This is a genomic window from Pseudomonas sp. QD4, from assembly GCF_049199125.1.
Lineage (GTDB): Bacteria > Pseudomonadota > Gammaproteobacteria > Pseudomonadales > Pseudomonadaceae > Aquipseudomonas.
The window spans coordinates 1,375,626-1,387,855 of record NZ_JBLZOM010000002.1; the positions used below are offsets into that span (position 1 = coordinate 1,375,626).

Below are 12,230 nucleotides of genomic sequence, written 5' to 3' on the forward strand. Positions count from 1 at the left end.
GCCACTTCGGCAAACTTGCGGAACTGCCCGTCATTGCCCACGGTAAGGATGAAGTCGCCATCCGCCGTAGGGAAATCCTGATAAGGCACGATATTCGGATGAGCATTGCCCAGACGCTTGGGGGCAACCCCCGTAGTCAGATAGTTCATCGCCTGGTTGGCCAGACAGGCCACCTGCACATCGAGCAACGCCATATCGATATGCTGCCCACCACCGTCATGATCCCTATGGGCCAACGCCGCCAGGATCGCCACCGTCGAGTACAACCCGGTAAGGATATCGGTCAGGGCCACGCCGACCTTGACCGGCCCGGCACCTTCATCCCCCTCGGGGCGGCCGGTCAGACTCATCAGACCACCCAGCCCCTGAATCATGAAGTCGTAGCCCGCGCGCTTGGCATAAGGCCCGGTCTGACCGAAGCCGGTGATCGAGCAATAGATCAACTGCGGGTTCAGTGCCTTGAGCGATTCATAGTCCAAACCATAAGCCGCCAGGCCACCGACCTTGAAGTTTTCGATCAGGATGTCGGACTTGGCCGCCAGCTCACGCACCAGACGCTGACCTTCAGGCTGGGTGAAGTCGATGGTCACCGATTGCTTGTTGCGATTGGCCGACAGGTAATAGGCGGCCTCGCTGGTGTTCTCGCCGTAGGCGTCCTTGAGGAAGGGCGGCCCCCAGGCGCGGGTATCGTCACCATTGCCCGGGCGCTCGACCTTGATCACTTCGGCGCCAAGGTCGGCGAGTATCTGCCCGGCCCAGGGCCCGGCCAACACACGCGATAAGTCCAGTACCCGCAGATGCGATAACGCGCCCATGGTCGTTCTCCTATTAATAGAACGCCTGGAGACCGGTCTGCGCACGACCCAGAATCAGCGCGTGCACGTCATGGGTCCCTTCATAGGTATTCACCACCTCAAGGTTGACCAGATGCCGGGCGACACCGAACTCATCCGAAATGCCGTTGCCGCCGAGCATGTCACGCGCCATACGGGCGATGTCCAGGGACTTGCCGCAGGAATTGCGCTTCATGATCGAGGTGATCTCCACCGCAGCCGTGCCTTCATCCTTCATCCGCCCCAGACGCAGGCAACCTTGCAGGGCCAGGGTGATTTCGGTCTGCATGTCAGCGAGTTTTTTCTGGATCAGTTGGGTGGCAGCCAATGGGCGACCGAACTGATGGCGATCCAGGGTGTACTGACGAGCGGTGTGCCAGCAGAACTCCGCTGCCCCCAGGGCGCCCCAGGAGATGCCGTAGCGCGCCGAGTTGAGGCAGGTGAACGGACCTTTCAGGCCACGCACATCTGGGAAGATGTTCTCTTCCGGCACAAATACGTTGTCCATGACGATTTCGCCGGTGATGGATGCACGCAACCCCACCTTGCCGTGAATCGCCGGCGCGCTCAGGCCTTTCCAGCCTTTTTCCAGAACGAAGCCACGAATGTCGCCGGCATCATCTTTGGCCCAGACCACAAACACATCGGCAATCGGGCTGTTGGTGATCCACATCTTGCTGCCGGTCAGGCTGTAGCCGCCGTCGACCTTGCGCGCGCGAGTGATCATCGCACCCGGGTCGGAGCCATGGTTCGGCTCGGTCAGGCCAAAGCAGCCGATCCACTCGCCGGAAGCCAGTTTTGGCAGGTATTTCTGTTTTTGCGCCTCGGTGCCAAATTCGTTGATCGGCACCATCACCAGCGAGGACTGCACACTCATCATCGAGCGATAGCCCGAATCCACGCGCTCGACTTCACGGGCGATCAGGCCGTAGCACACATAGTTCAGGCCGCTGCCACCGTACTGCTCAGGGATGGTCGCACCCAGCAGGCCGATCTCGCCCATTTCGCGGAAAATCGCCGGGTCGGTCTTTTCATGGCGGAAAGCTTCAAGCACACGCGGCGCCAGCTTGCCCTGAGCGAACTGCTCGGCACTGTCGCGCACCATGCGCTCTTCTTCAGTGAGCTGTTGATCCAGCAGAAGGGGATCGATCCAGTTGAAGCTTGCTTTGCCGCCCATGAGTGAGTCCTCGTGAAGTAGGTCAACTATCGTGGGCTGATCCTAGGCCGGGTTGCCGTGAACGGCAAACGAGGATTCTGCATACTGTTGTGCTAATTTCTCACTCCGTAATCGCCATAAACGGCATCAGCAGGTTGCACTGAGTGAGGTAGCTGTACATGCGCAGAAAGATCCCCAGCACCGTCGCCCTGGTCAGCTTCGAGGCAGCTGCCCGCCATGAAAGCTTCACCAAGGCCGCCCAGGAGCTGTCGCTGACCCAGGGCGCGATTTGTAGGCAGATCGCCAGCCTGGAAGAGTTCCTCAGTGTCGAGTTGTTCCGGCGCTCACGGCGCGGGGTCAAGCTGACCGAGGCCGGGCTTTCCTACAGCCGCCGGGTGGCGACTCAATTGGATGCAGTTGAACGCGATACGCTGTCGGTCATGGGCCAGCAGGGCGCCAATGTGATCGAACTGGCCGTGGTACCCACCTTCGGCACCCAATGGCTGCTGCCACGGCTCAAGGACTTCCAGCAGCAGCACCCGGAGGTCACGGTCAACCTGACCAACCGCACGCGCCCCTTTCTGTTCGCCGACACCGACTTCGACGGCGCCATCTACTTTGGCGACGCCGACTGGTCCGGCACCCAGTCCCACCGCCTGATGGGCGAGAGTCCGCTTCCGGTGTGCAGCCCGGCCATGCTCGGCACCCAGGGGCAGTTAAGCGCCGCCCAAATTGCCGATCTGCCCCTGCTGCAGCAAACCACGCGGCCTTATGCATGGCGGCAATGGTTCAACGCCCAGCACATGAATATCCCTCGCGACATGACGGGCCCGCGTTACGAGCTATTCTCCATGCTCGCCCAGGCCGCCATGCATGACATGGGCATCGCCCTGATTCCGCCTTTCCTTATTCAGCGTGAACTCGCCGAGAAACGCCTGGTGATTGCCAACCCTCAGCGCCTCTCGAGCATCAAGGCTTATTACCTGATGATTCCCGAGCGCAAGGTCGAATCAGCGTCTTTACGGGCTTTTCGCGACTGGCTGATCCACCAGGCACACAGCTACAGCCTCGAAGAATAAAGGGATAGCGCCATTAGCTGACCCCGTAGTCAGTTTATTTAAAGCACTACAGATATAACTATTTGTCGCATTTAGACAGACTGTACCGACAAGCTGAACAATCGTCCTACAAGCGGCTAACCACGTGGCTTGTAGGGTTTAATTAACAGCGATAACCGAGCATTCACACCACCGATAGCAAAAATATCGTTTCCCCGGATAAATCCTTGAAAGGCACGGCCTGTAAGGGATCTAGCCGTACCATTGCGACATTCGGTCACGGGGTGACTTGTAGTTAATTTTCCGTCACGCGTCAGAATCCCTTGAAGGGTGCAAAGTTCGCCTGCAAAATGCCGCGCCCCGCCGTGATTTCGGTGGGATCGTGCTGATCGGCCGCCCCAGTCGCACCTTCCGCAGTGCGCTGGCCTTCTAAGAAAGATCGAAAGCAATAAGATCAAGCAGGAGATTTGACGTGCACATTGGTGTTCCTCTCGAAACCCAAACGGGTGAAACACGGGTTGCTGCAACCCCGGAAACCATCAAGAAGCTGATCGGCCAGGGTCATAAGGTCACTGTGCAAAGCGGCGCCGGCATTAATGCCAGCGTTGTCGACAGCGCCTATGAAGCGGCAGGCGCAAGCATTGGCAGCGCCAATGACGCCTTTGGTGCAGAGCTGATTCTCAAGGTCGTGGCCCCTAGCGACAGCGAGCTGACCCTGATCAAGAGCGGCACCGTGCTGGTGGGCATGCTCAACCCGTTCAGCAATGAAACCATTGCCAAACTGGCCGAGCACGGCATTACCGCTTTCGCCCTGGAAGCCGCGCCCCGCACCTCTCGAGCCCAGAGCCTGGATGTGCTGTCGTCCCAGGCCAACATCGCCGGTTACAAGGCAGTGCTGCTGGCAGCCCATCATTACCCACGCTTCATGCCGATGCTGATGACCGCCGCCGGTACGGTGAAAGCCGCCCGTGTGCTGATTCTCGGCGCCGGCGTTGCCGGCCTGCAGGCCATTGCCACGGCCAAGCGCCTGGGTGCGGTGATCGAGGCTTCGGACGTGCGTCCGGCAGTGAAGGAACAGATCGAATCCCTGGGCGCCAAGTTCGTCGACGTGCCCTACGAGACCGATGAAGAGCGTGAATGCGCGGTCGGTGTCGGCGGTTACGCCCGCCCCATGCCGAGCAGTTGGATGCAGCGCCAGGCCCTGGCGGTGCACGAACGCGCCAAGCAGGCCGATATCGTCATCACCACCGCGCTGATTCCGGGCCGCAAGGCTCCGACCCTACTGAGCGCCGAAACTGTCGCACAGATGAAACCCGGTTCGGTGGTCATCGACCTCGCCGCAGCCCAGGGCGGCAACTGCCCGCTGACCGTGGCCGACCAGGTGGTGGTCGAGCATGGCGTGACCATCTGCGGCCCGACCAACCTGGCCGGCGCTGTCGCCGCCGACGCCTCGGCGCTGTATGCGCGCAACCTGCTGGACTTCCTGAAGCTTGTCTTCACCAAAGAAGGGCAGTTCGAAGTCAACCTCGAAGACGACATCGTCGCCGCGTGCCTGATGTGCCGCGACGGGCAAGTCATCCGTAAAAACGCCTAAGCAGGGATTCAGACGATGGAAGAGCTTATCTCCCCCGGTATCTACAACCTGATCATCTTCGTGCTGGCGATTTATGTCGGTTACCACGTGGTCTGGAACGTCACACCTGCACTGCACACCCCCTTGATGGCGGTGACCAACGCGATTTCAGCGATCGTGATCGTCGGCGCCATGCTGGCTGCGGCACTGACCGTGACCCCCCTGGGCAAGACCATGGGCACCCTGGCCGTGGCCCTGGCGGCGGTCAATGTGTTCGGCGGCTTCCTGGTGACGCGCCGCATGCTTGAGATGTTCAAGAAGAAAGCCCCGAAAGTAAAAGAAGAGGCGCCCAAGTAATGAGCATGAACCTGGTAACGACGCTCTACCTGATCGCGTCGATCTGCTTTATCCAGGCCCTCAAGGGCCTGTCGCACCCGACCACTTCGCGGCGCGGCAACCTGTTCGGCATGCTCGGCATGGCGCTGGCGGTGCTCACCACCGTGGGCCTCATCTATAAGCTGGGCGCTGAGCTGGCCACCGCCGGTATCGGTTATGTGATTGTCGGCCTGTTGATCGGCGGCAGCGCCGGTTCGATCATGGCCAAGCGCGTCGAGATGACCAAGATGCCGGAGCTGGTGGCTTTCATGCACAGCATGATCGGCCTGGCTGCGGTGTTCATTGCTATCGCCGCCGTGGTCGAGCCGCAGTCCCTGGGCATCGTCAAACAGCTGGGGGACGCGATCCCTGCCGGTAACCGCCTGGAGCTGTTCCTTGGTGCGGCCATCGGCGCCATCACCTTCTCCGGTTCGGTGATCGCCTTCGGCAAGCTGTCGGGCAAGTACAAGTTCCGCCTGTTCCAGGGCGCACCGGTACAGTTCGGCGGCCAGCACAAGATCAACCTGGTATTGGGCCTGGCGACCCTGGGCCTGGGCCTGGCGTTCATGTTCACCGGCAACCTCAGCGCCTTCGCGCTGATGCTGGCCCTGGCGTTTGTGCTGGGCGTGCTGATCATCATCCCCATCGGCGGCGCCGACATGCCGGTGGTGGTGTCGATGCTCAACAGCTACTCCGGCTGGGCAGCGGCGGGTATCGGCTTCTCGCTGAACAACTCGATGCTAATCATCGCCGGCTCCCTGGTGGGCTCCAGCGGCGCGATCCTCTCGTACATCATGTGCAAGGCGATGAACCGCTCATTCTTTAATGTGCTGCTCGGTGGCTTCGGCAACACCGCGGATGCCGCCGGACCTGCCGGTTCGAAAGAAGCGCGTCCGGTGAAATCGGGTTCGGCTGATGATGCAACCTTCCTCCTGACCAACGCCGACACCGTGATCATCGTTCCCGGCTATGGCCTGGCAGTGGCCCGGGCGCAGCATGCGCTGAAGGAGCTGACCGAGAAGCTGACACACCGCGGCGTGACCGTGAAGTACGCGATCCACCCGGTGGCGGGGCGCATGCCCGGTCATATGAACGTACTGCTGGCCGAGGCCGAAGTGCCGTATGACCAGGTGTTCGAGATGGAGGACATCAACTCCGAGTTCGGCCAGGCTGACGTGGTGCTGGTGCTGGGCGCCAACGACGTGGTCAACCCGGCCGCCAAGAACGATCCGAAATCGCCGATTGCCGGCATGCCGATTCTGGAAGCGTTCAAGGCCAAGACCATCATCGTCAACAAGCGCTCCATGGCCAGCGGTTATGCCGGCCTGGACAACGAGCTGTTTTACCTCGACAAAACCATGATGGTCTTCGGCGACGCGAAGAAAGTCATCGAAGACATGGTCAAGGCTGTCGAGTAAAACCTGCGCCAAGGCAATACCCCAAACCTCAGCCTTTAGTAGGCTGGGGTTTTTTATTGGCTGCACAATCCCGACAAAAGGCTCTAAATCGCGGCGCTGCATTCGACCATGGTAGCGCGCCGAATTTGTTCGAAATCACTAGACTGCGCATCTTGCTTCCGTTGCCCGAGATAACAATCCATGTACCGTGATCGTATCCGCTTGCCTTCGTTGTTGGATAAGGTGATGAGCGCCGCCGACGCTGCCGCTCTGATTCAGGACGGCATGACCGTCGGCATGAGCGGCTTTACCCGCGCCGGCGAAGCCAAGGCCGTGCCCCACGCGCTGGCCGAGCGTGCCAAAGTGACCCCGCTGAAAATTACCCTGATGACCGGCGCCAGCCTGGGCAACGACCTCGACAAGCAGCTCACCGAAGCTGGCGTGCTGGCGCGGCGCATGCCGTTCCAGGTCGACAGCACCCTGCGCAAGGCGATCAACGCCGGCGAAGTCATGTTTATCGACCAGCATCTGTCGGAGACCGTGGAACAACTGCGCAACCAGCAGCTCAAGCTGCCGGACATCGCCGTGATCGAGGCCGTGGCGATCACCGAACAGGGCCATATCGTGCCGACCACCTCGGTGGGCAACTCCGCCAGCTTCGCGATTTTCGCCAAGCAGGTGATCGTCGAGATCAACCTGGCGCACAACCCGAACCTGGAAGGCCTGCACGACATCTATATCCCGACCTACCGGCCGACCCGCACGCCGATCCCGCTGACCAAGGTCGACGACCGCATCGGCAGCACCGCGATTCCGATTCCACCGGAAAAAATCGCCGCCATCGTCATCACCAACCAGCCTGACTCGGCTTCTACGGTGCTGGCGCCGGACAGCGAGACCCAGGGCATCGCCTACCACCTGATCAACTTCCTCAAGCAGGAAGTGGACGCCGGGCGCATGACCAACAAGCTCGGTCCGTTGCAGGCCGGTATCGGCAACATCGCCAACGCGGTGATGTGCGGCCTGATCGACTCGCCGTTCGAAGACCTGACCATGTACTCCGAAGTGCTGCAGGATTCGACCTTCGACCTGATCGATGCCGGCAAGCTGAGCTTCGCCTCGGGCAGCTCGATCACCCTGTCGAGCCGGCGCAATGCCGACGTGTTCGGCAACCTGGAGCGCTACAAGGACAAACTGGTGCTGCGCCCGCAGGAGATCTCCAACCACCCGGAAGTGGTGCGGCGCCTGGGCATCATCGCGGTCAACACCGCACTGGAGTTCGACATCTACGGCAACGTCAACTCCACCCACGTCTGCGGCACGCGGATGATGAACGGCATCGGCGGCTCCGGCGACTTCGCCCGCAACGCGCACCTGTCGGTCTTCGTCACCAAGTCGATTGCCAAGGGCGGGGCGATTTCCAGCGTGGTGCCGATGGTCAGCCACGTCGACCACACCGAACATGACGTCGACATCCTGGTCACCGAGATCGGCCTGGCCGACCTGCGCGGCCTGGCACCGCGGGAACGCGCCCGGGTGATCATCGACAACTGCGTGCACCCGTCCTACCGCGCCGCCCTGAATGACTACTACACCGCCGCCTGCGCACTGGGCGGACACACCCCGCACATCCTGCGTGATGCCCTGAGCTGGCACATCAACCTGGAAGAGCACGGGCAGATGCTGGTGAAGTAAATGCAACAGTTGGCCGCTGACGCAAACACAGTTTCGTCAGCTGGTCAGCCGCCTGAATAGAACCGGTAAAAACTGTACTACTGTACCGGTGATTTTCCCGCCTAAAACCCCCTCCAATCTCAGCAAACCTTACAAAACGCACTAAATAAGTGCGCATAGGTACAGTTGCCTCATTTCCGAGCAGTACAGCCCCTATAAACAGTTAACTGGTCCCTCACAATACAGGTGAACTGTATCTACAGAGTCTTGCGTCAGAGGAGGATCATTGGCATCAGTTAAACCACTACCTGATCCCGCCACAAGCGGAAGGATGTCAACCATGGAACGTACAATCAGTTCCGAACTGTTCTTCGAAGAGAAAGCTGCAAAATCCCAGGCTTCCATGCCTCTGCGCGTTATCGCCAACCTGATGCTGTGGCAGCGCCGCATCTCCAGCCGCCATCAACTGGCTCGTCTGGATTCGCGTTTGCTGGCTGACGCCGGTATCAGCGAAGCACAACGCTACGAAGAGCTGAGCAAGCCGTTCTGGCGCTAAGTTAGCGTCGCTGGCCCTGACCCACCGGGTCCACCGCCAGCACCCCAGATTAAGAAAACAGAACCCGTCGCGGGCAATCGCGACGGGTTTTGTCGTTTAAGGGGACTCAGTTCCAGTGTGCAAAAGCGATTTGCGTCAGACAGGTACAGTTTTAATATTACATATATTGAACCAATACAGTTTTAAGGTTTGGCTATCTGTATCGGTAGCTCTGTGCCGAGCACCAGCGCGCTGCAACCCCCGGGATTGAGCCCACGCAAGGCCCCTACACTCCCGCCACCCATTGGCTTGAAGGGTGCGGGGCAGGCTGTTCGAAGCCTTGGCGCAGGCCTAATATCCCTGGATTATGTGGCGAGTAATCCTGAAGGCTCGTCTGATTTATCTGAACACCTCCACCCAGGCTGTCCGGTGCCCACTCAGCGCCCCCTTATCTGCTATTTACAGGAGCTTCATCCATGATCCGTCTTCGCCTGCTCAGCGCTGCTGCCTTGCTGGCCGTGGCTGCCAACGCGCACGCCACCAGCCTTATCGTGACCACTGATGCAATTGTCGGCGCACTCAAGGCCACCACCGACGCCACGTCCGATGCCACCTCGTCGCTGCGCGACAACAAGATCGTGCGCGCGGCCCGGGACGACGCCGCCAGCTTCGTCGCCACCGATGGCGCCATTCGCGGCGTGAAACTGGAAAGCGCGTTCGAGCACATCCGCCAACAGGTTCCGCAGCTGGACGTCAGCGACGCACAGTTGGCCCAGGCCATTCTGGCGATCTGATCACAGACCGATTCCGGCTCTGCCTCGCGCACCCGGAATCCCCGGCGCTGGCCCTCGCCCGGGCATTGCGCTAGCCTTGGCGCTGTTTTTTTTCAGCTGTCGAGAGTCTGGTTTTGTTCCGAATACCGCTTAGTGTGTTGCTGTTATCCATGGTCTGTGGGGTGGGCTCGGCTCAGGCTTTTGACCTGACCACCGAAGGCCTGGTCGTCACCGGTTACGCCACCAGCAAGGTGACCAGTGCCCCCTTCGACAGAAAACTGATACTGGCGGCCCAGGATGACGCCGCGGCCTTCGTTGCCAGCGATGGCGTCATGCGAGGCGCACAGTTGGAGTCGGCCCTGGAATACCTGCGGCGCAGCCAGCCAAAACTTCATGCAAGCGACCTTGAACTGGCGCAAGCAATTCTCGTCCAATAATCATCCCCTGTTATTCCGGAGTCGTTCCATGCGCAGCCCGCTGATTGCCGCCACCCTAGGCCTGTTGTTGTTGGCCGATGTGGCCCAGGCACACACCCTGGTGGCCACCAGTAACATCATCGTCCGCGCCTTTGGCCGCACGATCGATTTCACCTCGGACACCACCACCTCCATCCGCGACTCGAAAGTCGTGCGCGAAGCCCACGACGATGCCGCCAGCTTCGTCGCCAGCAACGGCGAAATCCGTGGCGCCCAACTGGAAGCCGCCTTCGACACCTTGCGCACCCGCGTGCCGCAAGCTCGCGACGCCAGTGACCAGGTACTCGCCGAAGCTATCCTCGCACTGTGAGGCCATCAGTCGCCTGGCTGCTGGCCGGGGCCCTGTCGCTACTGTGCGGCACGGCCCAGGCCGACCTGCAACTGCGCCTCAAGACCGACGGCTTGACCCCGGCGCAACAGCAGGCCAGCCAGGCGCTGCTGGATGAAGCGATGCAGGCCCTGCCGCCGCGTTTCATCCAGCAACTGGATCGGCGCATCGATGTCGGCTGGACCGACAAGATGCCCGAAAACGCCTACGGCCAGGCGTCGCTGGTGTCCGAGCTGGACCTCAATCGCAACCTGCTCGCCAGCCTCACCGACGGCTCGGCCGCGACCCAGAAGACCTATCGCCCACACGGCACCGTGCGCCGGGAAATGCTCGCCACCGTGCTCCACGAGCTGACCCACATTTATGACCGCTCGCGCTTGTGGTCCGCCGCAGAGCGCCCGCTGATCCAGCGCTGCGCCAGACAGAACGCCAACAGCGGCCTGGTCGGCCTGCGGGATGAGTGCCGCGGCCAGACCGAGCGCCGCTTCACCCTGAGCGATGACCCGCGCCTGCTGGACCTCGCCGGCTGGCCGCAATACGTCGGCCGCCGTGGAGCGCGCGAGGAACACAACCGGCAAGTGGCACGCAGCCCGGACATCTACGAGACGACCAACCCCAAAGAGTTCGTCGCGGTGAACATGGAGTACTTCCTCCTCGATCCGAGCTACGCCTGCCGTCGCCCCGGGCTGTACCGCTATTACCAGGAACACTTCGGCTGGGCACCGCCGGCCAAGGACAGCTGCGCCAAGTCGTTCGCCTTCCTCAATGCCGGCAACGACTTTGCCAAGCAGCCCCTGGGCCAGGTCGACCCCGAGCGCGTGTATGCGGTCGATTACCTGCTGGCCGAAGCCAACCAGAACTGGGTCAGCCGCTGGGGCCACAGCATGCTGCGCCTGGTGATCTGTGCCCCGGGCCGCCCGCGCGGACCCGATTGCCGGCTGGACCTGGATCAGCACCTGGTGCTGTCGTATCGGGCCTTTGTCGGAGACGTGCAGCTGTCGAGCTGGGATGGCCTGGTGGGCAAATACCCGTCACGGCTGTTTGTCCTGCCCCTGGCCCAGGTCATCGACGAATACACCAAGACCGAGCTGCGCAGCCTGGCCTCGGTGCCGCTGAACCTGTCGCGCACCGAGATCGAGCAGGTGGTGGAACACGCCGCGGAAATGCACTGGAGCTACGACGGCAACTATTACTTCCTGTCCAATAACTGCGCGGTGGAGAGCCTCAAGCTGCTGCGCAGCGGCAGCAACAATCCGCAACTGATCGGCCTCGACAGCATCGTGCCCAATGGCCTGCTGGAGGTGCTCAAGGGCAGGGGGCTGGCCGACACCAGCGTGCTCGACGACCCCCGTGAAGCCCTGCGCCTGGGCTATCGCTTCGACTCGTTCCGCGATCGCTACCAGGCCATGTTCGAGGTCATCAAAAAGCACCTGCCGATCAAACAGACCAGTGTCGAAGACTGGCTGTCCCTCAGCGCCGAGGAACGTCGCCAATGGTTCGCCCAGGCCGACCTGCGCACCAGCGCCGCCTTGCTGCTGCTGGAACAGGCCAGCTTTCGCCGGCAATTGCTGCTGGCCCAGGATGAGGTCAAGCAACGCTACCTGGGCGCCCGCGAACTGAAAAACGGCGGCATGGACAACGCCAACAAGACCCTGCAGGAAATCCTCGCCAACAGTGGCTTCCTCAGCCGCCCGGCGGAGCTGCTGGGCAGCAGCGGCTACGGCCTGCCGCAGCCCAGTGAATGGCAGCGCCTGGAAGCGGAGAGCAGCCTGCGCCAGAAACACCTGCAAGCCCTGACCGGCGACCTGGATAAAGAAGTCCGCGCCTTGCTCGAACCTGCACGGGCTGCCGAAATTGCCGCCAACGAAGCCAACCTGAAGCAGGTGGGGGAACATTTAAGGGCATTGCACAAGGCAGCAGGGGGGCTGGAGCTGCCTTGATCCTTTGGTATAAGCAGGACTTTTGACGCCATGGAATAGTTGACAACACCCATCAATATGCCACTATTCCGCGATCGAAAAAATGGTGCCATGCCAGGCTCTGCGCCGCGTT

12 protein-coding genes (1 of these 12 only partly in view) are annotated in these 12,230 nt (G+C 61.1%); 10 read left to right on the plus strand and 2 right to left on the minus strand.

Annotated features, from left to right (window positions below; translation table 11 throughout):
• Positions 1–815, minus strand: the 5' portion of a protein-coding gene (locus ACOZJV_RS17290; protein WP_421548109.1) for a CaiB/BaiF CoA transferase family protein. Its footprint begins 406 nt before the window's first position; the window shows 815 of its 1,221 coding nt (coding positions 1–815); its start codon is at positions 813–815; the stop codon falls past the left edge of the window.
• A 13-nt stretch (positions 816–828) separates the two neighbouring features.
• Positions 829–2,010 carry an acyl-CoA dehydrogenase gene (locus ACOZJV_RS17295; RefSeq protein WP_020296247.1) on the minus strand — a complete coding sequence of 394 codons (1,182 nt, stop codon included), beginning with the start codon at positions 2,008–2,010 and terminating at the stop codon, positions 829–831.
• A gap of 158 nt (positions 2,011–2,168) precedes the next feature.
• On the opposite strand from ACOZJV_RS17295, the gene ACOZJV_RS17300 reads away from it, so the two are divergent.
• The 10 genes from ACOZJV_RS17300 (at position 2,169) to ACOZJV_RS17345 (ending at position 12,118) form a co-directional block, all read left to right on the plus strand.
• Positions 2,169–3,068, plus strand: a complete 900-nt coding sequence (locus ACOZJV_RS17300) for a LysR family transcriptional regulator (protein ID WP_078470235.1) — start codon at positions 2,169–2,171, stop codon at positions 3,066–3,068.
• 451 nt (positions 3,069–3,519) lie between these two features.
• Complete coding sequence (locus ACOZJV_RS17305; protein WP_078470236.1) at positions 3,520–4,641, plus strand: Re/Si-specific NAD(P)(+) transhydrogenase subunit alpha; 1,122 nt, start codon at positions 3,520–3,522, stop codon at positions 4,639–4,641.
• 15 nt (positions 4,642–4,656) lie between these two features.
• A complete protein-coding gene (locus tag ACOZJV_RS17310; protein ID WP_003187417.1) occupies positions 4,657–4,977 on the plus strand; it encodes an NAD(P) transhydrogenase subunit alpha in 321 nt (106 codons plus the stop codon).
• Positions 4,977–6,413 (plus strand): NAD(P)(+) transhydrogenase (Re/Si-specific) subunit beta, encoded by a 1,437-nt coding sequence (locus ACOZJV_RS17315; RefSeq protein WP_201128819.1) that lies wholly within the window; start codon positions 4,977–4,979, stop codon positions 6,411–6,413. Before ACOZJV_RS17310 ends, ACOZJV_RS17315 begins: the two co-directional genes overlap by 1 nt.
• Before the next feature lie 180 nt (positions 6,414–6,593).
• Entirely contained in the window at positions 6,594–8,087 is a 1,494-nt protein-coding gene (locus tag ACOZJV_RS17320; protein WP_078470238.1) for an acetyl-CoA hydrolase/transferase family protein, read from the plus strand.
• A 319-nt stretch (positions 8,088–8,406) separates the two neighbouring features.
• The gene (locus ACOZJV_RS17325) at positions 8,407–8,622 is read left to right on the plus strand and encodes a DUF1127 domain-containing protein (protein ID WP_020296242.1); all 216 of its coding nucleotides are present in this window, start codon (positions 8,407–8,409) and stop codon (positions 8,620–8,622) included.
• A 455-nt stretch (positions 8,623–9,077) separates the two neighbouring features.
• Positions 9,078–9,395: a DUF2388 domain-containing protein gene (locus tag ACOZJV_RS17330; protein WP_421548110.1), complete on the plus strand. Its 318-nt coding sequence runs from the start codon at positions 9,078–9,080 to the stop codon at positions 9,393–9,395.
• Positions 9,396–9,517: 122 nt separating this feature from the next.
• Complete coding sequence (locus tag ACOZJV_RS17335; protein WP_274522637.1) at positions 9,518–9,811, plus strand: DUF2388 domain-containing protein; 294 nt, start codon at positions 9,518–9,520, stop codon at positions 9,809–9,811.
• Positions 9,812–9,839: 28 nt separating this feature from the next.
• Positions 9,840–10,160 carry a DUF2388 domain-containing protein gene (locus tag ACOZJV_RS17340; RefSeq protein WP_020296239.1) on the plus strand — a complete coding sequence of 107 codons (321 nt, stop codon included), beginning with the start codon at positions 9,840–9,842 and terminating at the stop codon, positions 10,158–10,160.
• Positions 10,157–12,118, plus strand: a complete 1,962-nt coding sequence (locus tag ACOZJV_RS17345) for a DUF4105 domain-containing protein (protein ID WP_078470242.1) — start codon at positions 10,157–10,159, stop codon at positions 12,116–12,118. The genes ACOZJV_RS17340 and ACOZJV_RS17345 overlap by 4 nt, the downstream gene beginning before the upstream one ends.
• Positions 12,119–12,230 lie beyond the last annotated feature (112 nt).

What these genes read in the sequence shown, in the direction of transcription:
- ACOZJV_RS17295 (WP_020296247.1), bottom strand. Translation starts at nt 2,010, where the DNA reads ATGGGCGGCAAAGCAAGCTTCAACTGGATCGATCCCCTTCTGCTGGAT.
- ACOZJV_RS17300 (WP_078470235.1), top strand. Translation starts at nt 2,169, where the DNA reads ATGCGCAGAAAGATCCCCAGCACCGTCGCCCTGGTCAGCTTCGAGGCA.
- ACOZJV_RS17310 (WP_003187417.1), top strand. Translation starts at nt 4,657, where the DNA reads ATGGAAGAGCTTATCTCCCCCGGTATCTACAACCTGATCATCTTCGTG.
- ACOZJV_RS17315 (WP_201128819.1), top strand. Translation starts at nt 4,977, where the DNA reads ATGAGCATGAACCTGGTAACGACGCTCTACCTGATCGCGTCGATCTGC.
- ACOZJV_RS17320 (WP_078470238.1), top strand. Translation starts at nt 6,594, where the DNA reads ATGTACCGTGATCGTATCCGCTTGCCTTCGTTGTTGGATAAGGTGATG.
- ACOZJV_RS17325 (WP_020296242.1), top strand. Translation starts at nt 8,407, where the DNA reads ATGGAACGTACAATCAGTTCCGAACTGTTCTTCGAAGAGAAAGCTGCA.
- ACOZJV_RS17330 (WP_421548110.1), top strand. Translation starts at nt 9,078, where the DNA reads ATGATCCGTCTTCGCCTGCTCAGCGCTGCTGCCTTGCTGGCCGTGGCT.
- ACOZJV_RS17340 (WP_020296239.1), top strand. Translation starts at nt 9,840, where the DNA reads ATGCGCAGCCCGCTGATTGCCGCCACCCTAGGCCTGTTGTTGTTGGCC.